Annotated in this window: 20 protein-coding genes and 3 tRNA genes; 8 read left to right on the top strand and 15 right to left on the bottom strand. The window is 24.4% G+C overall.

What is annotated here, in order from left to right:
- Positions 1-10 precede the first annotated feature (10 nt).
- Positions 11-83, top strand: a tRNA-Gly gene (locus DM780_RS00775).
- Between the two features lie 11 nt (positions 84-94).
- Positions 95-179, top strand: a tRNA-Leu gene (locus DM780_RS00770).
- On the opposite strand, the gene guaB is transcribed toward DM780_RS00770, so the two are convergent.
- Positions 161-1654: an IMP dehydrogenase gene (gene guaB / locus DM780_RS00765; protein WP_110548595.1), complete on the bottom strand. Its 1494-nt coding sequence runs from the start codon at positions 1652-1654 to the stop codon at positions 161-163. The two genes, DM780_RS00770 and guaB, sit on opposite strands and share 19 nt — an antisense overlap.
- A 226-nt stretch (positions 1655-1880) precedes the next feature.
- Here guaB and DM780_RS00760 point away from each other — a divergent pair, with 226 nt between their 5' ends.
- The gene (locus DM780_RS00760; protein ID WP_110548594.1) at positions 1881-2162 is read left to right on the top strand and encodes a hypothetical protein; all 282 of its coding nucleotides are present in this window, start codon (positions 1881-1883) and stop codon (positions 2160-2162) included.
- Positions 2163-2253: 91 nt separating this feature from the next.
- Here DM780_RS00760 and rplS read toward each other — a convergent pair whose 3' ends face one another.
- The 9 genes from rplS to DM780_RS00715 all read right to left on the bottom strand — a co-directional run bounded on the left by rplS (position 2254) and on the right by DM780_RS00715 (position 12660).
- Positions 2254-2592 carry a 50S ribosomal protein L19 gene (gene rplS / locus DM780_RS00755; protein WP_110548593.1) on the bottom strand — a complete coding sequence of 113 codons (339 nt, stop codon included), beginning with the start codon at positions 2590-2592 and terminating at the stop codon, positions 2254-2256.
- Between the two features lie 12 nt (positions 2593-2604).
- Positions 2605-4002 carry a phosphoglucosamine mutase gene (gene glmM / locus DM780_RS00750; protein WP_110548592.1) on the bottom strand — a complete coding sequence of 466 codons (1398 nt, stop codon included), beginning with the start codon at positions 4000-4002 and terminating at the stop codon, positions 2605-2607.
- A 36-nt stretch (positions 4003-4038) separates the two neighbouring features.
- Positions 4039-5304, bottom strand: a complete 1266-nt coding sequence (locus DM780_RS00745; protein ID WP_110548591.1) for an ABC transporter permease — start codon at positions 5302-5304, stop codon at positions 4039-4041.
- 25 nt (positions 5305-5329) lie between these two features.
- The gene (gene dnaB / locus DM780_RS00740; RefSeq protein ID WP_110548590.1) at positions 5330-6919 is read right to left on the bottom strand and encodes a replicative DNA helicase; all 1590 of its coding nucleotides are present in this window, start codon (positions 6917-6919) and stop codon (positions 5330-5332) included.
- Positions 6920-6999: 80 nt separating this feature from the next.
- Positions 7000-7956 (bottom strand): acetyl-CoA carboxylase carboxyltransferase subunit alpha, encoded by a 957-nt coding sequence (locus DM780_RS00735; RefSeq protein WP_110548589.1) that lies wholly within the window; start codon positions 7954-7956, stop codon positions 7000-7002.
- Positions 7957-7968: 12 nt separating this feature from the next.
- A complete protein-coding gene (locus tag DM780_RS00730) occupies positions 7969-8724 on the bottom strand; it encodes a succinate dehydrogenase/fumarate reductase iron-sulfur subunit (RefSeq protein WP_110548588.1) in 756 nt (251 codons plus the stop codon).
- Between the two features lie 6 nt (positions 8725-8730).
- Positions 8731-10767, bottom strand: coding sequence for a fumarate reductase/succinate dehydrogenase flavoprotein subunit (locus DM780_RS00725; RefSeq protein ID WP_110548587.1), 2037 nt, complete (start codon positions 10765-10767; stop codon positions 8731-8733).
- Between the two features lie 9 nt (positions 10768-10776).
- Positions 10777-11424: a succinate dehydrogenase cytochrome b subunit gene (locus DM780_RS00720; protein WP_110548586.1), complete on the bottom strand. Its 648-nt coding sequence runs from the start codon at positions 11422-11424 to the stop codon at positions 10777-10779.
- A 51-nt stretch (positions 11425-11475) separates the two neighbouring features.
- A complete protein-coding gene (locus DM780_RS00715; protein WP_110548585.1) occupies positions 11476-12660 on the bottom strand; it encodes a cysteine desulfurase family protein in 1185 nt (394 codons plus the stop codon).
- A 255-nt stretch (positions 12661-12915) separates the two neighbouring features.
- Between DM780_RS00715 and rny the strand changes: the two genes are divergently transcribed.
- The 3 genes from rny to lpdA all read left to right on the top strand — a co-directional run bounded on the left by rny (position 12916) and on the right by lpdA (position 16962).
- A complete protein-coding gene (gene rny, locus DM780_RS00710) occupies positions 12916-14487 on the top strand; it encodes a ribonuclease Y (RefSeq protein ID WP_110548584.1) in 1572 nt (523 codons plus the stop codon).
- Between the two features lie 18 nt (positions 14488-14505).
- On the top strand, positions 14506-15477 hold the full coding sequence (locus DM780_RS00705; RefSeq protein WP_110548583.1) for a deoxyhypusine synthase family protein: 972 nt from the start codon (positions 14506-14508) through the stop codon (positions 15475-15477).
- Between the two features lie 63 nt (positions 15478-15540).
- Positions 15541-16962 (top strand): dihydrolipoyl dehydrogenase, encoded by a 1422-nt coding sequence (gene lpdA, locus DM780_RS00700; protein WP_110548582.1) that lies wholly within the window; start codon positions 15541-15543, stop codon positions 16960-16962.
- A 461-nt stretch (positions 16963-17423) separates the two neighbouring features.
- On the opposite strand, the gene DM780_RS00695 is transcribed toward lpdA, so the two are convergent.
- The 5 genes from DM780_RS00695 to DM780_RS00675 form a co-directional block, all read right to left on the bottom strand.
- Positions 17424-17753: a 4Fe-4S dicluster domain-containing protein gene (locus DM780_RS00695; protein ID WP_110548581.1), complete on the bottom strand. Its 330-nt coding sequence runs from the start codon at positions 17751-17753 to the stop codon at positions 17424-17426.
- Positions 17754-17960: 207 nt separating this feature from the next.
- Positions 17961-18989, bottom strand: coding sequence for a bifunctional diaminohydroxyphosphoribosylaminopyrimidine deaminase/5-amino-6-(5-phosphoribosylamino)uracil reductase RibD (ribD, locus tag DM780_RS00690; protein WP_110548580.1), 1029 nt, complete (start codon positions 18987-18989; stop codon positions 17961-17963).
- A gap of 26 nt (positions 18990-19015) precedes the next feature.
- Positions 19016-19789 carry a shikimate dehydrogenase family protein gene (locus DM780_RS00685; RefSeq protein ID WP_110548579.1) on the bottom strand — a complete coding sequence of 258 codons (774 nt, stop codon included), beginning with the start codon at positions 19787-19789 and terminating at the stop codon, positions 19016-19018.
- A gap of 4 nt (positions 19790-19793) precedes the next feature.
- The gene (gene rpsU / locus DM780_RS00680) at positions 19794-19991 is read right to left on the bottom strand and encodes a 30S ribosomal protein S21 (RefSeq protein WP_014246084.1); all 198 of its coding nucleotides are present in this window, start codon (positions 19989-19991) and stop codon (positions 19794-19796) included.
- A 48-nt stretch (positions 19992-20039) separates the two neighbouring features.
- Positions 20040-20114 (bottom strand) — tRNA-Val (locus tag DM780_RS00675).
- A 91-nt stretch (positions 20115-20205) separates the two neighbouring features.
- On the opposite strand from DM780_RS00675, the gene recG reads away from it, so the two are divergent.
- Entirely contained in the window at positions 20206-22296 is a 2091-nt protein-coding gene (recG, locus tag DM780_RS00670; RefSeq protein ID WP_110548942.1) for an ATP-dependent DNA helicase RecG, read from the top strand.
- A 46-nt stretch (positions 22297-22342) separates the two neighbouring features.
- Positions 22343-24445 (top strand): ATP-dependent helicase, encoded by a 2103-nt coding sequence (locus DM780_RS00665; protein WP_110548578.1) that lies wholly within the window; start codon positions 22343-22345, stop codon positions 24443-24445.
- The last annotated feature ends 26 nt before the right edge of the window (positions 24446-24471 follow it).

The raw sequence follows: 24471 nt of genomic DNA, 5'->3' as shown, positions 1-24471 counted from the left end.
TTTCGAATTCGCGAGAATAGCTCAGTTGGTAGAGTACGACCTTGCCAAGGTCGGAGTCGCGGGTTCGAGTCCCGTTTCTCGCTTTTTTTTATACACCTGGGTGGTGGAATTGGTAGACACACAGGACTTAAAATCCTGTGATCATTATGATCGTACGGGTTCAAATCCCGTCCCGGGTATTATTATAAACTCCACTATATTTCCAATAATTAGGGGATTCTTTCGTTATACTTACGCTATGTGGATGATTTTCTTTTAATCCAGAATTGGTAATTCTTACAAATTTTCCCATTTTAATTAATTCTTTAATTGTCGATACTCCACAATAACCCATTCCAGAACGTAATCCTCCACATATTTGAAAAATAACATCTTTAATTTTTCCTTTATAGGGAACTTTTGCTTCTATTCCTTCTGGAACATACTTTTCTTCAAACTGAAAATAACGATCTCGGCTCCCTTTTTTCATAGCTACTAAAGAACCCATTCCTACATATGTTTTAAACTTTCTACCTTGAAAAATAATTTCCTCTCCTGGGGCTTCATCTGTACCTGCAAATAAACTACCAATCATTACCGAACTTGCGCCAGCTGCAATAGCTTTTACTACATCTCCTGAATATCTAATTCCCCCATCAGATATAACATTTACATTTCTTGTTTTAGCGTATTCATAGACATCATTTATAGCAGTAATTTGAGGCATCCCTACACCAGCTACGACCCTTGTAGTACAAATAGAACCGGACCCTATTCCTACTTTTAAAATAGTAGATCCAGCATCTATTAAATCTTGTGCTGCTTTCATAGTGACCACATTTCCAGCAATTAATGGAATATTGGGAAAATATTTTCGAATAGATTTTATCGTTTTTAATACACTAATAGAATGACCATGAGCAGAATCTATAGATATAAGATCTACATCAAACTTTATTAAGGATTCCACTCTTTCTAAAGTATTTTTATCTATTCCAACAGATGCCCCTACACGTAAACGTCCTTTAGAGTCTTTACAAGCATTTGGATATTCTATTAAATTATCTATATCTCTAATTGTAATTAACCCGACTAATTTTTTTAAATCATCTATAATAGGAAGTTTTTCTATTCTTTCTTTTAAAAGAATATTTTTTGCTTCTTCTAGATTGATATTTTTTTTAGAAGTAATCAAATTTTCTTTTGTCATTACATCTTCTACTAAAGAATCTAAATCTAGACGATATTTGATATCTCTACTAGTTATAATACCAACTAAAGTAAAATCTTTTTCAATCACTGGTAATCCAGAAATATGATATTTATTCATGAGATTTTGTGCATCACGAAGTGTTGAATTTCTAGAAAGAGTAATTGGATCATCGATCATTCCACTTTCACTTCTTTTTACTCTATAAACCTCCTCTGATTGATTTTTTATATTCATATTTTTATGAATAATACCTATTCCTCCTTCTCTAGCTATCGATATTGCCAAAGAAGATTCTGTAACTGTATCCATAGCAGCACTTAATATAGGAATATTGAGTGTAATATCCAAGGTTAAAGTAGTCTTAAGAGATACTTGGGATGGAAGAATTGAAGAATATGATGGAACTAATAATACATCATCAAAAGTCAATGCTTCCTTTAAAATTTTTTTATTTAAAGACATAATTTTTTAATTTTTTTTTCAAAATATATATATTTTTACTTTGATTTATTAGGAATAATATAATTTCTAATATTCTTATATTCAAATAAAAAAAGAAATAATATGATAAATTTTGATATTCAATTATTCATTTTTATAAAAAAAATACAAATAATGATATATTTTTTCATTCCAAATTTTTATATAAATTTGTCCAGAATATGTTATAACTGAAATACTATTGATTATGATGAAAAAATTAAGAATTACCATTACCACAATTTTTTTAGCTATATTTTTATTTACATGTAGTTGTAATAACAAGTCTAAGAACGATAATCCTTCTCCAACAACAGAAGAAGAAAAAACAGCTAATACTAATAATGAAAATCAAACAAATACGACTACAACTCCTCCTTCTACACCATCTAATGAAGAAGAATCCTCCAAAAATGAGGAATCTACTTCGAATAACAACAATAATAAAGAAAAAGATAAGGTAAATACAGAGGAAAACGAAAAAAAATAAAATAAATAGTGATAGTGATAAAAAAGCGAAAGAGAATCATAAATTATATTTTAATTAATTTATGATTCTCTTTTTTTCGCTTTTTTATTTCTTAAACTCTAGCTTTTTTACCTCTAAGAGATCTAAAATAATAGATTTTGGATCTACGTACTTTTCCTTTTTTATTAACTTCTATTTTTTTTATACTTGGTTGATTAAAAATAAATATACGTTCAATTCCTATTTCCCCACTCATTTTACGAACCGTAAAGGTTTTCGTCAATCCTTTTCCTTGTTTTTTAATAACAATTCCTTTAAAGGATTGAATTCTTTTTTTTTCTCCTTCTTTAATTTCAAAAAAAACACTGATAGTATCTCCAGAATTAAATAATGGTAAATCATTTTTTTTGATCCATTTATCTTCTATATTTTCTATAAAATTATTTGACATATATTGTTTGAATTAATCATAATTTTTTTTTACTTCATATAGAATTTTTTTTTCTAAAAAATTCATTCTTTTTCTTGAAGGACTTTCTATGTATATTCGAATAATATTTTCAGTATTAGATTTCCTTATATGAATCCATTCTTTATTTAGAAAATAAATTTTAATTCCATCTTTAAAATCCATTTTTTCTCCTTGATATATTTTTTTTATATTTTTTAATATTTTTCCAATTTTTTGATTAGGAGATAATCGAATTTTTTTTTTTGACATAAAATAATTAGAATACCTTTTTTTTAATTTTGTTAACGGTATTTTAGAAAGTTTTGCTATAGAAGTTAAAAATAAAGCAATACCTACTAATGCATCTCTTCCATAACGTAAATCTGGATAAATAATCCCTCCATTACCTTCTCCTCCAATAACGGCTTTCACTTCTTTCATTTTTTTAACAACATGTATTTCTCCAACCGAAGTGGCATAATAAGTAACTCCTTTATTGATAGATAAATCTTTTAATGCCTGTGAAGAGGACAAAGTAGAAACTACAGATCCGATTTTATTATCTAATATATAATCCGAAATAGATACTAAAGTATATTCCTCTCCAAAAAAATCTCCATTTTCACAAATAAATACAACTCTATCTACATCTGGATCTACAGAAATTCCTAAATCTGCTTTTACTTCTGAAACTTTTTTACAAATTGATTTTAAATTTTTTTCAATAGGTTCAGGATTATGAATAAAATCTCCATGAGGAATACAATGCATTTTAATAACTTTAGATCCAAAATATTCTTCTAATAGAATAGGAACAGCTATTCCTCCTGTAGAATTAATTCCATCTACTACTATTTTAAATCTAGATTTTTTAATGATCTCTTTATCTACCAATGGTAAAGAAAGAATAATTTCTATATGTTTATGGATATAATTTTTTCTATAAAAATAATTACCTAATTGATCAAAAGATGCAAATCTAAAATATTCTTTTTCTACTATATAGAATAATTTTTCAATATCTTTTTCAGATAAAAATTCTCCTTGAGAATTAAACATTTTTAATCCATTCCAATTTTTGGGATTATGACTTGCAGTTAACATAACTCCTCCATCTGCTTTTTCGTTTATAATAGCAATACCAACAGTAGGAGTTGTAGATAATCCAATATCAATAACATTCACCCCAAGACTTTGAAAAGTAATCACTAAAAATTGTTGAAATATAGAAGAAGTAGTACGACCATCCCTACCTAATACTATTAGGTATTTATCTTTATTCTTATATTTTTTTTTCATCCAGGAAACATATCCTGCAGAAAATTTAATAATTTCTATAGGAGAAAAACCTTTTCCTACTTTTTCTCCCAATGTACCTCTTATTCCAGATGAAGATTTTACGAGTATCAAAAATTGATTTAATTTTTTATTGTAAAAATACAATATTTACTCAAATTCTATAGAATTAATAGGAGGGATTTTATTAATAATAAACCAAGAAGAAAAAAACACGGTAGAAAAACATATCAAAAAAATAAATAAATTAATAAATAAAATATAATTTATATTCAAATAAACAGGAATAAAATCCACATAATATTGTATTTTATTTAACGATAAAAATCGAAATTTATTTTGTAAAAATAAAAAAATAATCCCTATACTATTCCCAATTATTAATGGAGGAACTAAAATTTGTATAATGTAATATAAAAATATTTTATGTATAACTTTATTTCTAGCTCCTAAAGTCTTTAAAATTCCTATAGTTTTAATTCTTTCTATAATAATAATTAAAAAAAATACAATCACATTGAAAAAAACAGTTATAATGACAATAAGATTAATAACAAAAATATTAATATCAAAAATTTTTATCCATTCTATAATTTTTTCATAAGATTGGTCATAAATAGTTTTTACTAAAAAATTATCAGAATATTTTTGATCAACTTTTTTTTTAATAGATATTATTTTATCAAAACTTATATCAGATACAAAAATTTCAACTCCTTCTAAAAAATCTTCATTTCGATTATTATTAACATTACTATTATTATGAAAATATTGTATATGTTTTATATTTCCAATGATATAAACATCATCAAATTCTGGAATACTCGTATCATATAAACCGCAAACATAAAATTTTTTAGAAATAAAAAAAGGATTTCCATTTTTTTTATAAAAAAAAAAGTTTACTATAATAGATGATCCAATATTTAATCCTAAAGAAATAGATACTTTTTTTGATAGAAGAATTCCATAATCAGAAAATAATTTTTTTTTTACTTTTTCCAAATAACCTATAACCAAAAAATTTTGAAAAAAAATAGGATTATAATCTTTAGATATTCCTTTGAATATAAATTTTTCAACATTTTGAGATTTATTATCACAAATAATTACATCTTTTTCATAAAAAGTATTAATACGACGAATAAATTTAAAAAGAAATAAATCTTTTTTTAAAGATTTATTTATAATAGAATTATTTATCTTTCTATTCGTAATAGTAATTTGCCCTTGAATATTTAATAATTTTTTTTTTATAATTTCTTTAAATCCAAATCCTATAGAAAAAGTGATAATGGATACAATTATACCAAAACATATTGTATTTTGTGTTACCAAAACTATTGTACGTAATATTTTACTTTTTCTACAATCTTTCCAAATTGTTTTTTTTGAAAAAAACCATTCAAAATTCAATTAATAATAAATTATAATATACTTTTTAAAAAGAAAAATTATCTTCATCTTTTAAATAATTCTTATGATAATTCAAATCATCCTCATCTTGAGAATATTCTTCTGAAAAAAAATTATTATTTTCATTAATAGTTTCAATAAAAAAACTTTCTTTATCAATTTTTTTATAATCTTCTTCCCAAACTAAAGAAGAAGAGATGCCTTTTTCTTCAAAATCTATAAATTTTACTTGATCACTGATAAACTTTAAACGAAACTTATTCAATCCTCCATTTCTATGTTTAGCAATGATTATTTCTGCTTGACCAATACAAGAATCTTTTTCATCAGAGTCCCAAGTATTAAATCCATAATATTCAGGTCGATAAATAAATAAAACAATATCTGCATCTTGTTCAATAGCTCCTGATTCACGTAAATCAGATAATAAAGGACGTTTACTTCCACCTCTTGTTTCTACGGCCCTAGATAATTGTGATAAAGCAATAATAGGAATATCTAATTCCTTAGCTATAGATTTTAAATTACGAGAAATTATAGATATTTCTTGTTCTCTATTTCTTAATTTAGAACCGGAATCACTAATACCCATCAATTGCATATAATCTATCATTACTAATTTTATTCCATGCTGTGATATTAAACGACGACATTTAGCTCTCAAACTGAATACGGATAAAGATGGAGTATCATCTATAAAAATAGGAGATTTTTTTAATTTATCAGTTTTTTGTAAAATAGATTTCCAATCTAAATTAGATAGACAAGCTTTTTTAAGTTTTTCTGAAGAAATTCCAGTCTCTGATGAAATTAATCTTGTAATTAATTGAATAGAAGACATTTCTAATGAAAAAATAATAACTGGAATTCCTTGTTGTATAACAATATTTCTAACCATAGATAACATAAAAGAAGTTTTTCCCATTCCAGGTCTAGAAGCAACTATAATTAAATCTGAATTTTGCCATCCAGAAGTAATTTGATCCATTTTATAAAAACCAGAAGAAATCCCACTTAATCCTTCTTTATTACTTTCAACTTTCTTTATCTTTTCAATCGCCTTCATTATAAGAATTTGAGTATTCTCATATGTTTTTTCTCTTAAATATTTTTGATTTATTTCAAATAATTTTGATTCTGCTTTATCCAAAAGTTCAAAAACATCCGTACTATCATCATAACAATTTTCTATGATATCTGAAGAAATTTGGATTAATCTTCTTAGAATAAATTTTTGTTGTACAATACGACTATGATATTCTATATGTGCAGAAGAAATAACTTTTTGTGTTAATTCTATAAGATAAGATTCGTTACCAATTAATTCAAGATTTCTATCTTCTTTAAGTTGATTAGAAACTGTATAAATATCTATGGGTTTAGAATTATGGTATAACTTTTGTATAGAACGAAATATTTCTTGATGTTCTTTTTTATAAAAAATTTCAGGAAATAGGATATCAATAATTTCATCTAAACCTTTTTTATCGATCATAATAGAACCTATTATGGCCTCTTCTAAATCCAAAGCTTGAGGAGGAATTTTTACATTTTTAATGAAATCAGGACGAAACTTTTTATCTTTCTTTTGAATTAAAGAATTCATTTTTTTCATGATGGTAAAAAATGTTATACGATTTTCTATATAATGATTTGAAGAGTAATACAAGAAAAAAATGGACTATAAAAAATTCTTTAATCATTAAAACAACCTATAGCAATATACTTATTTTTCCTATCACTAATGAGTTTTTCTATATCAATAGAAGATAATTCTTTATAATATTTTATTATTTTCTTTTTAACTATTTTATAGGCTAGTTCTGGATTAAAATGTGCACCTCCTAAAGGTTCTTTAATAATATCATCTATAAAATTTAATTTTTGCATATCCTCTGCCGTTAATTTCAATGCCTCTGCTGATTTTTCTTTTTTTTTCCAATCTCCCCAAAGTATTGTAGAACAACTTTCAGGAGAAATTACGGAATACCAAGAATTTTCCATCATAGATATTTTATCACCTATTCCAATTCCTAAAGCACCACCACTTGCCCCTTCTCCTATAATTAAAATAATTATAGGAACTTTCATACACATCATTTCATAAATATTTCTTCCAATAGCTTCACCTTGACCTCTTTTTTCTGCTTCTATTCCAGGAAAAGCTCCTGGAGTATCTATAAAACTAACAATAGGTTTACGAAATTTTTCTGCTAATTTCATAAGACGTAAAGCTTTTCTATATCCTTCTGGATTAGGCATTCCAAACCTCCTATATTGTCTATCTTTAGTGTTTTTTCCTTTTTGAGTACCTATAAACATAAAAGTTATATCTTCTATCTTACCAAATCCACCAATCATAGCTTTATCATCTCCAAAATTACGATCTCCATGTAATTCAATAAAAGACTTATTATTTGTAATAGATAATATATAATCCAATGTATAAGGTCTATTTGGATGTCTAGATAATTGTACTCTCTGCCAAGGAGTTAATTTACTGTACAATTTTTTTATAGTTTTTTCTAATTTAGATTGTAATTGATTACAAACCTCCTTCATATCTACACCACTTTTTTTTTCTATAAGAATACAATTAATATATTGATCCTTAATTTCTTTTATAGGTTTTTCAAAATCTAAATATTCCATATAAAATTAAAATCAAATAAAAGATTGAATATATTCCTTATTCATAAAAGAAATATATTCTGTAGATATACCTTTTGGACAATCAATTTCACATGCCTTAGTATTAGTACAATTTCCAAATCCTTCTTCATCCATTTTCTTGACCATATTTAATACACGTTTTTTTCTTTCTATTTTTCCTTGAGGTAATAAAGAAAATTGAGAAACTTTTGCTGAAACAAATAACATTGCAGATCTATTTTTACATGCTGCAACACAAGCCCCACAACCAATACATGTTCCGGCATCAAAAGCTTTATCTGCATCTTCTTTTGGAATAGGAATCAGATTTCCATCTATAGTTTTTCCAAATGTATTTACAGAAATATAACCTCCGGATATAATAATTCTATCAAAAGAAGATCTATCGACAACAAGATCCTTAATTATAGGAAACGATTTTGCCCTCCAAGGCTCAATATATATAGTTTCTCCATTATAAAAATGACGCATGTGAAGTTGACAAGTTGTAATCAAACTTTCTGGACCATGAGCACGTCCATTTATATACAATGAACACATTCCACAAATACCTTCACGACAATCATGATCAAAGGAAATAGGTTCTCCAACTTTTCTATATAAAATTTTATTATTTAATAGATCTAACATCTCTAAAAAGGAACTATCAGGAGAAATATCACTAATTCTATAAGTTTCAAATTTTCCCTTTTCTTCATTATTTTTTTGTCTCCATATTTTTAATATAAAATTTAGTAATTTTTTCATAATTTTTTATTTATAAGAGCGTGATTGCAATTTCACAAAACTAAAAGTTAAGTTTTCTTTATACATAATTTCTTCAGAAATTGATTTATTTTCTTGATATTTCCATATAGAAACATGTTTATAATGAAAATCATCACGAAGAGATTCTCCTTCTTTTGTTTGATTTTCTATACGAAAATGACTACCACAAGACTCTTTTCTATAGAGAGCATCCATTGCTATTAATTCTCCTAATTCTAAAAAATCTGCCACACGACCCGCTTTTTCTAATTCTGAATTCAATCCATCTTCAATATTTCCAGGAACAAAAATATTTTTCCAAAATTTATCACGAAGTTTTTGTATTTTTTTTATAGCCTTAGATAAACCATTATGATCTCTACTCATTCCAACATATTTCCACATAATATTTCCTAGTTTTCTATGAAAATAATCAACAGATAAATCTCCATTATTAGAAATTAATTGTAAAATTCGTTGTTTGACCTTTTTTTCTGATTTATCAAATTCTATATGCTTTGTAGATAGCTCTTTTTTATTATGTATATATCTAGATATATAGTCAGCTATAGTATATGGTAAAATAAAATAACCATCAGCTAAACCTTGCATTAAAGCAGAAGCTCCAAGACGATTAGATCCATGATCAGAAAAATTGGCCTCTCCTATAACATAACATCCAGGTATAGAAGACATTAAATTATAATCAACCCATAAGCCCCCCATTGTATAATGAACAGCTGGATAAATCTTCATGGGATTTTTATAAGGATTTTGATCTGTTATTTTTTCATACATATGAAATAAATTTCCATATTTAGATTCTATTATTTCTTCTCCAAATTTTTTAATTTCCATTAAACTAGGATTTTTTATTCCAAGTTCATTTGCTTTTTCTATTCCATATCGTTTTATAGAAGAAAAAAAATCCAAAAAAACACCTTCTCTATTTTCATTATTTTCTATTCCAAATCCTTTATCACAACGTTCTTTAGCTGCACGAGATGCTACATCTCTTGGAACAAGATTTCCAAATGATGGATAACGCCTTTCAAGATAATAATCCCTTTTTTCTTCTAAAATATCTTCAGAATTTTTTTCCCCATTTCGTATAGATATAGCATCTTCTATATTTTTCGGAACCCATATACGTCCATCATTTCTCAATGATTCGGACATTAATGTTAATTTAGATTGATAATTTGCATGTGCCGGAATACAAGTTGGATGGATTTGAGTAAAACAAGGATTTGCAAAAAATCCACCTTTTTTATGAACTTTCCATATTGCACTGGAATTAGATCCCATTGCATTAGTGGATAAAAAAAATACATTTCCATATCCTCCTGATGCAATTATCACTGCATGAGCTGCGTAACGTTCAATTTTTCCAGATACCAAATTTCTAGAAATAATACCTCTAGCTATACCATCAATTACTACTAATTCCAACATTTCATAACGGTTATACATTTTTATTCTACCTTTTCCAATTTGTCTAGACATAGCTGAATAACAAGCTAGTAAAAGTTGTTGTCCTGTTTGTCCTTTCGCATAAAAAGTTCTAGAAACTTTTGTACCCCCAAAAGATCTATTTTCAAGATACCCAGCATAATCTCGAGCAAATGGAACTCCTTGAGCTACACATTGATCAATGATATTAGAAGATATTTCCGCTAAACGATAAACATTTGCTTCACGAGATCTATAATCTCCTCCCTTAATAGTATCATAAAAAAGTTGATAAACAGAATCATTATCCCCTTTATAATTTTTAGCAGCATTAATACCACCCTGAGCGGCAACAGAGTGTGCTCTTCTAGGAGAATCTTGATAACAAAAAACTTTTACTTGATATCCTAATTCAGCTAAAGTTGCCGATACAGAACCACCAGAAAGACCTGTTCCAACAACAATAATCTCTATATTAGATCGATTACTAGGTGAAACTAATTTTAAAGAAGATTTGTGATTAATCCATTTATGATTTAATGGACCAATCGGAATTTTTGAATCTAATTTAAAATAATTTTTAATGATCATTGAAAATTATTAATTACTATTAAAAAAAAACCAAATAGCGATAATAGAAAATCCAGAACAAACAAACAAAAAATAAAAAAAACCTAATTTTTTTATCCAAAAAAATTTATTTTTTTTATAAAAACCCAATGATTGAAAAGAAGACTGAAATCCATGATTTAAATGAATACCTAAAACTAAAAATGAAAAAACATATATTAATGTATATAGTGGATTTTTAAATAAAGTAATTACTATAATATAATCTGAATTAGCACTACTATTATTATATTTCATGGGAATTGTAAAATTCATTAAATGCAAAATTAAAAAACATAATATGAGAAATCCAGTATAAATCATTGTTCTACTACTAAATGTAATAAAAGATTTTTTTAAGGAATAATCTACTTTACCTTTTGATTTTTCATTTTTCAAATGTAATTTTATTCCAAATAAAATATGGACTATAAAACCCAATGCAAGAACATATTCTAATATTCGTATAAAAATATTTTTTCTCATAAAAAAAACTGCATTATTAAATGCCTCTTCTCCATAAAAAAGAAAAAGGTTTACACTTAAATGAATCAAAAGAAAAGACATAAGAAAGATTCCAGTAGTAGCCATCACTACTTTTTGACCAATAGAAGATTGAATAAAATTATACTGATTCACTAAAATAGGGAATATATATATAATATTAAAACAAAGATAGATATTTCTTTTTTACCTTTTTTTAATAAAATTTTTTTTTTCTATATTTTTTATTTTATTGAAAGCTTCAATTAACAAATCAATATCTTTTTTTTCATTAAAAATTCCAAAAGAAATCCTTATAGGAGTCATATTTTTTAATAAATATTTATTTGAAATTGATTGAATAACATGAGATACCTTTTTTAAGGTTATAGAACTACAAGAACTACCTTTAGAAATAGCAATACCCATTAAATCTAAATGAAAATATAATAAATGATCTTTTTTTGGATAAAAAAAATTCAATATAGTAGGAATACTTTTATCAAAAGAATCTGATAAACCATTAAAAATAATATTAGGAATTATTTTTTTCAATTCTGAAATACAATAAAATTTTAAATTTTTAATTTTTTCTATATGATTCATAAAATTACAATAAGATAAATGTAAAGCTTCCGATAATCCAATAATTCCATAAACATTTTCTGTTCCTGAACGAATTCCATATTCTTGATTACCCCCTGTAATTAATGATTTTATTTTTTTTATTAATTTTTCCCTAATAAAAATAAAACCTATTCCTTTTGGTCCATAAAATTTATGTGCACTAGCAGTGGCAAAATCAAAAGGTAATTGATTCATATTTATTGGAAAATTACCAATAATTTGAATTGTATCGGAATGAAAATAAGCATTATTTTCTTTACAAAGAGTACCAACTTTATCTATTTCTAATAAATTTCCTATTTCGTTATTAGCATACATTAAACTAACAAGAATTTTTTTAGAATGATTCTTTTTTAATAAAATTTCCAAATGATTTAAATCTATAACTCCTCTATCTTTAACTTTAACAAAGTCTACAAAAACTTTATATTTACAACATAGATCTAAAACAGTTTTCAATACGGAATGATGTTCCAATGGTGAAGTCAATATATATTGAACTTTTAAATCTATGACAGCAGATCTCAAAATTATGTTATTAGCCTCCGTTCCACCAGAAGTAAAAATGATTTCATATGGAGAAGATTTTATATTTTTTGCTATACGAATTCTTGATTCTTCTATTATAGCACGAGCAGCTCTTCCATAACTGTGTTGTGTAGAAGAGGGATTTCCAAATGAATATTTTAAAGCATTTACCATAACTTTTATAACTTCGTTTCTTACAGGTGTTGTGGCTGCATTATCCAAATATGCTCGTTGCATTAATTCTTTTTCTTTAGTATAGATAGTTAGTTACAAATATAAGATTATCAAACTATATAATTTATTTAGTTGATTCTATGAGAATAACTACGTAAAAACATTTTAAAAAAAAAATACTTCATTTGTATATTTATGATTCATTCAAATTAAAGTATTTAGTATAAAATTTTATAGATTATACTTATTATTTATTCCTTTTTTTTTAAAAAAATGTTATTAAAATATCTATTTTATTTTTATTTAAATTAAATAAATATGAAAATAAATGTTGGGTTTTCGTTTTTAATGGGGTTCATGATTGGAATTATTACATGTTTTTTTTTTGGAAAAAAAACAATATTAAAAAAATATATTCAATTATTAGAAAAAGCTAATATTAAAGCAAAAAAAATTCTAAAAAATGCAGAAAAAGAAGGAAATTCTATAAAAAAAAATAAAATTATTCAAGCAAGAGAAAAATTTATAGAACTTCAATCTAAATATGAAAAAAATATTCATTTTAGAGAAAAAAAAATAATTGATATAGAAAATCAAACAAAAGAAAAAGAAAATAGACTTTCAAAAGAAATTGAAATTTATTTTAAAAGAAATAATCGTCTAGAATCCAAAATTTTTGATTATGAAAAAAAAATTCAAATTATTCAAAAAAAACAGGAAGAATTTAACAATATTCATATAAAAAAAGTAGAATTACTTGAAAAAATATCCAAATATTCTTCTGAAGAAGCTAAAAATGAATTAATTGATATTTTTAAAGAAGATGCAAAAGTAAAAGCACAATCACATATACAAAACATTATAGAAGAATCACAACTAACTGCTAAAATGAAAGCAAGAAAAATTATAATTCAAGCTATCCAAAGAATTGGAACAGAACCAGCAGTTGAAAATTCTGTATCTATTTTCAATATAGAATCAGATGATATAAAAGGACGTATTATTGGACGAGAAGGAAGAAATATAAGATCTTTAGAAAAAGCAACAGGTGTAGAAATTATTGTAGATGATACTCCAGAAGCTATACTTTTATCCTGTTTTAATCCTATACGAAGAGAAGTAGCTAGATTAGCTCTTCATAAATTAGTAATAGATGGCCGTATTCATCCTGCAAGAATTGAAGAAATTGTATCAAAAACAGAAAAACAAATTGAAGAAGAAATCATAGAAATAGGAAAAAAAAATATCATTGATTTAGGAATTCATTCTATACATCCAGAATTAATTAGAATAATAGGAAGAATGAAATACCGTTCTTCTTATGGACAAAATCTTTTACAACATTCTCGAGAAGTTTCTCATCTATCAGGAATATTAGCTTCTGAATTAGGATTAAATGCAAAATTAGCAAAACGTGCAGGATTATTACACGATATTGGAAAAGTTCCTGAAACTGAATCTGAACTTCCTCATGCTATTTTAGGAATGCAATGGGCTGAAAAGTATGGAGAAAATGTAGAAATTTGTAACGCTATAGGATCTCATCATGATGAAATAGAAATGAAATTCCTCATTTCTACCATCGTACAAGTATCCGATTCTATTAGTGGAGCACGTCCTGGAGTAAGGAAAAATTCTTTTGAATCTTATTCAAAAAGATTAAAAAACTTGGAAAATATTGCTTTCAGTTTTGATGGAGTTAATAAAGCTTTCGCTTTACAAGCAGGTAGAGAACTACGTGTTTTAGTAGAAAGTAAAAAAATAGATGATAAAAAAGCTTTTCAATTATCTTATGATATAACAGAAAAAATAAAAAAAGAAATGACTTATCCTGGTCAAATAAAAGTAACAGTAATCAGAGAAACTAGAGCGGTACAAATAGCCAGATAATAAAATATAATAAAAATCATGAAAGAGACTATTACTTCATTTATTGAAAAATATTTTCTTCATTTTAATGCACTATCTTTATCAGAAGCAGCAAAAGCCTACAAATATCATATTAAAAATAATGGTAAAATGATGATAACATTAGCGGGGGCTATGAGTACTGCAGAATTAGGAAAAATTCTATCTGAAATGATACGAAAAGATAAAGTTCATATTATTTCTTGTACTGGTGCTAATTTAGAGGAAGATATAATGAATTTAATAGCTCATACACATTATAAAAAAATTTTTAATTATAGGGATTTAACTCCTGATGAAGAAAAATCTTTTTTAAAAAAAGGATTCAACCGTATTACGGATACTTGTATTCCAGAAGAACAAGCTTTTAAAAGATTACAAAAACCTATTTTCAGTATTTGGAAAAGAGCTCAAGAAAAGTCCGAACGCTATTTCCCCCATGAATATATTTATCAATTATTACTAGAAAATATTTTAGAACCCTATTACAATATTAATTCCCAAGATAGTTGGGTCTTAGCTGCAGCTAAAAAAAACTTACCTATAGTAGTTCCAGGATGGGAAGATAGTACAATAGGTAATCTTTTCTCTTCATATTGTATTAAAAAATTATTTTCTCCATTTATCGTAAAAAATGGAATCGAATACATGATTTATTTAGCAAAATGGTATCAAAAAGAATCTATAAAAAATAAAATAGGATTTTTTCAAATAGGAGGAGGAATTTCTGGAGATTTTCCTATTTGTGTTGTTCCTATGCTATCACAAGATATAGGATTACAACATACTCCTTTTTGGTCCTATTTTTGTCAAATTTCTGATTCTACCACTAGTTATGGATCCTATTCAGGTGCCATTCCTAATGAAAAAATAACTTGGGGAAAATTAGATAAAGATACTCCTCAATTTATTATTGAATCCGACGCAACTATTGTTGCTCCATTAATTTTTGCATATATATTAAATATGTAATTTATCTTAACATGTTAACTTTTTTATTTATGTAACTTAGTTACATAAATAAAAAAGTTAATAATGAATAATTACGATGTTATTGTTATAGGATCTGGCCCCGGAGGTTATGTATCTGCTATTCGTTCAAGTCAACTTGGTCTTCGTACAGCTATTATAGAAAAACATCAAGAATTAGGTGGAACATGTTTAAATGTAGGTTGCATTCCTTCTAAATCTCTTTTATATTCTTCTAAATATTTTCTTTTTGCAAAAAAAGAACATTATCTACATGGAATTTTTTACGAAAAATTATCCTTAGATTTCGAAAAAATGATGAAAAGAAAAAACAATATAGTAAAAAAAATAAATGAAGGAGTTAAATATTTAATAAAAAAAAATAAAATTGATTTATATCAAGGAATAGCATCGTTTAAAACAAATCATAGTTTATCTATCATAGATAAAAAATATTTAAAAGAAATAACAAAAATAAAATTTCAATATTGTATTATAGCAACAGGATCAAAACCAATCTGTCTACCTTCATTAAATTTTGATATACAAAAAAGAATTATTTCCTCTACAGAAGCTCTTTCTCTAAAGGAAATACCAAAAAGATTAATAGTAATAGGAGGAGGGATTATTGGATTAGAATTAGGTTCTATTTATCATAGATTAGGAAGTCGAGTTACTATTATTGAAACTATGGATAAAATTATATCAAATATGGATCATTCTTTAAGTAAAGAAATTCAAAAAATATTGGAGAAATCTTCTATTCAAATAGAAAATTCCTTATTAATAAATAATATAGAAATATTAGAAGATACTAAAGAAATCTCGGTTCATGTTAAAAAAAATAATGGAAAAGAGATGAAATATATAGGAGATTATTGTCTTCTATCAATCGGAAGATATCCCAATACTAAATATCTTGGATTAGATAATATAGGTATAAAAAAAGATAAAAATGGATTTATCCTTGTTAATGATTTTTTACAAAGTTCTATAAATAATATTTATGCTATAGGAGATGTAATAGGAGGAAAAATGTTAGCACATAAAGCCGAGGAAGAAGGATTATATGTTTCAGAACTCATATCTGGACAAAAACCAAATAAAATAAACTATAATTTGGTACCTTCCGTCATTTATACTTATCCTGAAGTTTCCAGTGTTGGAAAAACAGAAAAAGAAATAAAAGAAGAATCAATAGAATATAATATAGGAATTTTTCCAATGAAATCATTAGGTATTTCACGTGCAAGTGGTTGTACATCAGGATTTATAAAAATTTTATCCCATAAAAAAACGGATGAAATACTAGGAGTTCATATGATTGGTGAACATGTTACAGATATGATTATGGAAGCGACTGTTGCAATGGAATTCCATGCTTCTTCAGAGGATATTTATAGAATATGTCATCCTCATCCAACTTTTAGTGAATCTATAAAAGAAGCAGCATTATTGAGTTTTGAAAATAATTCAATACATATGTAATTTCCATATTATATTTTTTTTTCCTTTTTTACTCAAGATAAATTTTGTTTTATAATCTGTCTCTTGGTCTAAGATAACTACTTTAACTTTTTGAAAAGGGAAATAATCAAAAAAAAAAATAAATATGATCTCTATATTCTACTTTAAAAATAAATTTAATAATTATTTAAAATAAAATTTATTCTATTTCTTTTTTTTTATAATAATATCTAAAACTTATCATTTACTTATTATTATTTTTATCCTAAAATTTATATTTAAAATATTTCAAAATTCCTAAAAAATTAACTTTATTATATAAAATATAATATTTGTATTATTTTATTTTTTTCTGTAAATAAATGAATTATTGATGCTAATTGATCCTAGATAATATATATCGATTCTTACTTTTTACAATTTTTTTCTATTATTATGGATTATAAAGTAAATAGAATCAAAAATGATCAATAAATTATACATTAAAATTTTATAGGGATTCCATCATGTAAAAATTTTTTCTTTTTAAGAAGACTATCCTTAGATTCTAAATGATTTTTATCTACTATACAACAATTCACTGGACAAATAATTACACATTGAGGTTCTTCATAAAAACCAACACATTCTGTACATTTTTCTGATACAATAAAATAAATATCTTTTTTTATAGGATTTTTATATTTTGTTATTTTTTTAGATGTTCCATCTGATATTCTCCACTTTTTTCCTCCTTCATATATTGCATGATTGGGGCATTCCAATTCGCAAGCTCCACAATTTATACATTCATCTGTTATTTTTATAGACATTTAAATTAAATAATTTCATTAATAAAATTAATAGAATCATAAAATATGATTCTATTTTTTTGAAAAATTAGTTTATTTTATTCGAAAATTTAAAAAATTTGATTTATTCTTTTCAAATTGTTTTTCATAAAAATAAAAATTTTTTATAATGATTATATTATAACAATATAATATCAATCATAATTTATTTTATAGAATGGCATATAATTAAAATGGAATTTTAATAACTAATTTATCTTTTTCTATATATTTTTTTTGAAAAATTTTTCCACTTATTATAGGTGATTTTAATCCATTTTTTAAAAAAATATTACAGATAAAGATTCTAGATTCATCCCAAATTTTTTCTTTTATAAAACTTTCTAAAGTCATTTTACCCCCCTCTACAATTAAAGAAATAATCTTTTTTTTATATAAATAATTCAAAATATTTTTGATTATTTTTTTATCAAAAGAAATCTGAACAAATTCCGTATTTTTACGGTTTTCTTTTTTTTTTTCTGTAAAAATAATTGTATATTTTGTTTTATCTAAAACAAAATAAGTATCGGATATACTTAAATTTCGATCAAGTACAATTCTAATAGGATTATTTCCAAACCATTTTCTAACATTTAATTTTGGATTATCATTGATTACTGTTTTTCTTCCAACTAAAATACTATCCTCTTCAGATCTCCATTTATGACTCAATTGTCTAGAATAAATTCCACTAATCCATGAATTTTTTTTTATTGAATTATCCATAAATCCGTCATAACTTTGTGCCCATTTCAATATAACATAAGGTCTATTTTTTTCATAAAAAGTAAAAAATCGTTTATTTAAATAACGACATTCATTTTTTAATACATTTTCTATTATCTCTATTCCAGATTCCCTTAATTTTTTTATTCCTAATCCATTTACCTTATCACAAGGATCTTGTGATCCTATTACAACTCTAGGAATTCTATTTTTAATAATTAAATCAACACAAGGTGGTGTTTTCCCAAAATGAATACATGGTTCTAATGTTACATAAAGTGTAGAATCTACCAATAAGGATAAATCTTTAACAAAATTAATAGCATTTATTTCTGCATGATACATGCCAACTTTATAATGCCATCCTTCTGAAAGGATCCGTCCATTTTTTTCTATAACACATCCTACCATAGGATTAGGAGATGTTGTTCCTAATCCATTTTTAGCTAGTTGAATAGCTCTATACATAAATTTTTTTTTATATTCCACTTATCAAAGTTTAATATAGGGGGTTGTCAAGAATTCCATATTTTCCAAGATTCTTCAGCTTGAATACGAAACATTTCTAATCCATTTCGAATCATTGCTCCTTTTTCTTCTCCTTTTTTTAGAAATAAAGTTTTAGGTGGATTATAAACTAAATCGTAGAGATAATGATTAGAAGATATCCATTCATAGGGTAAAGAAGGACATAAATTTATTTTTGGATAGGTTCCTAAAGGAGTACAATTAATAATAATTTGATAATTTTCTAATAAATCTTGATTAATTTCTTCATAAACCAAAAAATTTTTATCCTTTTTCCTAGAAACATATTGATAATCAATTCCTAATTTATTTAAAATAAATGAAATAGAATTAGAAACTCCACCAGTTCCCAAAATTAACGCCTTGGGATTTTTATATGAAAATTTATTCATATCCTTTTTAAAGGATAATTCAAAACCTAAAATATCTGTATTATATCCAATACGATTTTTTTTTTCATCAATTTTTATAACATTGACAGATCCAATAGTTTTTGCTTCTGGCATTAATTCAGTAATAAAAGAAATGATGCTTTGTTTATATGGAATAGTAATATTGCATCCTTTTAAATAAGGATTATTAAAAATAGATAAAACTTCCTCTATCTTTGGAATATCAAATATTTCATAAGTTGTCTGAATAATAGATTCCTTTTGAAATTTTTTTAAAAAAAATTTTTTTGAAAAAGAATAACTAATTTTTTTTCCAATCAATCCAAAAATATATTTATAGTTTTTTTTATAAAAGCTATCTTTTATCATATTTTTATTCTTCTCCTTTTAATCTCATTCTCTCTCTATATATAGCTCGTAATATTTCATTTCTTCTACCTTCAGAAGGTTTTATATATTGTTGTTTTTCTCTAAATTCCTTTAAAATACGAGTTTTATCAAATTTTTTTTTGCATTTTTTTAGGGCTTTATCAATAGATTCACCTTCTCTAACTGTCGTAATTAATACCATATAAAAAAAATTATAAAATAAAATAATTGAAATAAAAAAAATACTAAGTGGACACTATCGGATTTGAACCGACGACCTCTACTCTGTCAAAGTAGTGCTCTCAACCAACTGAGCTAAATGTCCTTTTACAAAATTAAGTATTTTTTATTTATGTAATAAAAATAGAATAGATTATTTTACTTAATTAACAATGGACTATATAAATTTAAAAAAAATGTTACATAATATATTAGAAAAATCTATAGAAAATTTAAAAGGATTAAGTTTAAAAAAAGCCCATTTATTCAATGTAGAATTAAATATTCATACATATGAAGATTTTCTTTTTTTTTATCCCAAAAAATATGTCAATTGTCCTATATTAGAGGATATATCTAAATTAAAATTTAAAGAAAAAACTTCCAAAAATATCATACAAATAACGGGTAAAATTACAAAAATTGAAGAAATTAACTATAAAAATAAAAAAGGAAAAATATTAATAGCACGTTTAGAAAATAAAACGGGATTTATTGAATTAGTATGGTACCATAAAATAAATTTTTTCAAAAAAAATTTAAAAAAAGATATTCCTATAATAGTTTATGGAAATCTTAAATTTTTTCAAAAAAAAATTCAAATTATTCATCCCAATATTCAAAAATTTCAATTATTTAAAAAAAAAATTTCCATATTTCCTGTATACTCTATATCTAAAAAACTAAAAAAAAATGGAATCAATAATTTTTTTATAATAAATTTATTGAAAAATCTAATAGAAGAATCAAAAAATAATATAGAAGAAGTTTTTTTTCAAGATTTTATAAAAAAAAATTTAATGCATAGAAAAGAAGCATTGATTCAAATCCATTTTCCAAAATCTTTAGAAAAACTATTCCAAGCACAATATCGTTTAAAATTTGAAGAATTATTTTTCTTTAAACTATCTCTACTATTTAAAAAAAATAGAAATACAAAACTTTTATATAGTTATCCTTTTTTAAAATTAGGAAAAAATTTTTATAAATTTTACAAACATTTTTTACCATTTTCTTTAACAGAAGATCAAAAAAAAGTTTTAAAGGAAATCCGAAATGATTTAAAAAAATCCATTCAAATGAATCGATTATTACAAGGAGATGTAGGATGTGGAAAAACTATCATTGCTGTATTATCTATGATAATTGCATTGGATAATGGATATCAATCTTGTTTAATGGTACCTACTGAAGTTTTAGCTATACAACATTATTTTTCTATTCATAAAATGGTTTCTTTAATTGGAATTAGAACTGCTTTATTAACAAGTTCAATATCTATTAAAAAACGAAAATTTATATATCGTGATCTTCTTACAGGAAGAATATCTATTCTTATAGGTACACATGCCTTAATTCAGAAATCCGTTCATTTTAAAAATCTTGGATTAGCAATAATTGATGAACAACAACGTTTTGGTGTAGAACAAAGAGCTAAAATTTTGGAAAAAAATAAAATACCACCTCATATTTTGATTATGACTGCTACTCCAATTCCTAGAACGTTATCAATGACACTTTATCAGGATTTAAATATTTCCATTATTAAAGAATTACCTTTAGATAGAAAACCAATAAAAACCATTCATTTTTGGAATAAAAATAAACCTAAAGTATTTGAAATTATAAAAAATCAAATTTTAAAAGGAAGACAAATATACATCATATATCCTACTATAGAAAAATCTAAAAAAAATGAATATAAAAATTTGATAAGTGGCTATAAAATATTAAAAAAAGAATTCCCAAATTTAGAAAATAAAATAGGAATTCTACATGGTAGAATGAACTATCAAGAAAAAAATATTCAAATGGATCGATTTTTAAGTGGAAAAAATAAAATAATGGTATCCACTACTGTTATAGAAGTAGGAGTAGATGTACCTAATGCTTCAGTTATTTTAATAGAAAATGCAGATTATTTTGGATTATCTCAATTACATCAATTAAGAGGAAGAGTAGGTAGAGGACCATATCAAAGTTATTGTTTTCTTATGACAAATGAAAAAATTAGCATTGAAAGTCGTTTTAGAATACAAGTAATGTGCCAGACTAATGATGGATTAGAAATATCTAAAAAAGATCTTAAATTACGAGGAAGTGGAGATTTAATAAAAGGGACAAAACAAAGTGGGAAAAGTTGTTTACGAATTGCAAATCTTATCCAAGATTATAAATTAATGAAAGAAGTTATTCCAATTGCTCAAAATTTTTTTCACAAAAAACCCAATTTTTTTTTAAATCATAGAGTTTATAAATACTATAATAAATATTTATGGAAAAAATAAGTTAGTTTATTTTAAAAAAGTATAAAAATATGAATTATATATATGTATGTATAGATTGAATAGTTTGCAACGTAAAATTATCAAAACTATTAATGGACCAATTCTTGTTATTGCTGGGGCTGGATCTGGAAAAACACGTATTCTAACACATAGAATTGTTCATATGATTAATAATATAGGAATAAATCCATCTAATATATTGGCTTTAACTTTTACTAATAAAGCGGCTAAAGAAATGAAAAATCGTATTTCAAATATGATGAATGAAACTAATTTTAGTTTAATCTCATTAGGGACTTTTCATTCTATATTTTCTGGAATTTTACGAAAAGAATCTCATTGGCTTGGTTATAAATCTAATTATACTATTTATGATCAAAGAGATTCAGAAAATGTTATAAAAAAAATATTAGAAGATACAAATTTTAAAACATCTTTTAGTCCTAAAAATATTATAAAAAAAATATCTGAATATAAAAATAATTTATTCGATAAATTAAGAAAAAAAAAAGAATTCTATTATAAGGATATAAAAAAAATTTATGAAATTTATGTCAAAAAATGCTCAAATGCAGAAGCTTTAGATTTTGATGATATATTACTACACACAAATTATTTATTTTTTCGTTTTCCAAAAATCCTGCATAAATACCAAGAAAAATTTCAATATATATTGATTGATGAATATCAAGATACCAATTTTTCTCAAAACACTATCATTAAAAATCTTTCCTATAAATATAGAAATGTTTTTGCAGTTGGCGATGATGCGCAAAGTATTTATGCTTTTCGTGGAGCAAATATTTCAAATATTTTAAATTTTCATAAAGACTACAATGAAGCAAAAATTTTTCGACTTGAACAAAATTATCGTTCCACTAATCACATAGTAGAAGCATCGAATAAAATTATTTCTTTTAATAAAAATCAACTTTTTAAAAAAATTTGGACTAAAAACGAAAAAGGAGATGAAATAAAAATATATGGAGCTTTTTCCGAAAAAGAAGAAGCACAATATATTGCTAATTATATTCTTTTTCTGAAAAAAATTAAAAAATTTCAAAACAAAGACTTTGCTATTCTTTATAGAATAAATTCACAATCTCATATTTTAGAATATGCAATGAAAGAAAATAATATACCCTATAAAATAGGTGGATCTATATCGTTTTATAAACGTAAAGAAATTCAAGATTTATTAGCTTATTTTAGAATTATCAATAATCCAAAAGATGAGGAATCTTTATTAAGAATCATAAAAAAAAAAATAAACAATAAAAAAACTGTTAAATTATTATTAATATTTTCTCAAAAAAAAAATGAAACTATATATAATATTTTAAAAAATATTAATAGATATCATCTAAAAATATATAAAAAAACAAAAGATAACTTAGAAAATTTAATTTATACAATAGAAAATTTTCGTTTAAAATTAAAAGATCAAAATATATATAAAATAGCTCAATATATAGTAAAATTTTTATTAAAAAAAGAAACAAAAAACAATTATAATTATGATAATTTTCAACTTATATTAGATAATATATCTTATTATATTAATGATCAAAAAAAATTAAAAAAAAATGGAGATATAAGTTTATCTGGGTTTTTACAATATTTTTCTTTAAGAGAAGAAATAAATGAAAATAAAGAAGAAAATAAAGTTTCGTTAATGACAATTCATTTATCTAAAGGGTTAGAATTTCCAGTTATTTTTATTACAGGATTAGAAGAAAATTTATTTCCTTCAAAATCTAGTTTAGAAAACCAATTAAAACTTGAGGAAGAACGTCGTTTATTCTATGTTGCTTTAACTAGAGCTCAAAAAAAAGCTATATTAACTTATACAAAATATCGTTTTTTATGGGGAAAAAAAATTATGAATATCCCTAGTCGTTTTATTCATGAAATCAATGAAAAATTTATTGAAAAAAAAATATCAATTTCTAATTATTCATACAAATTAAAAACAACTGATTATGAAAAAACATTAATAAAAAAAGGAATAAAAGTATTTCACAAAAATTTTGGAATAGGAACAATTATAGATATACAAAGACAAAATGAAATAGCCATAATTAAATTTCAACAATCAGGAGAAAAGAAAATTTTACTAAAATTAGCTAAACTCATTATTTATTCATAAACTTTTTCCCATCCATTTTTATTTTA

It is taken from the genome of Blattabacterium punctulatus (genome assembly GCF_003226695.1).
GTDB classification, from domain to species: Bacteria; Bacteroidota; Bacteroidia; order Flavobacteriales; family Blattabacteriaceae; genus Blattabacterium; species Blattabacterium punctulatus.
Note: the sequence above shows the minus strand (reverse complement) of the source record. Positions and strands in the feature narration are given on the sequence as shown.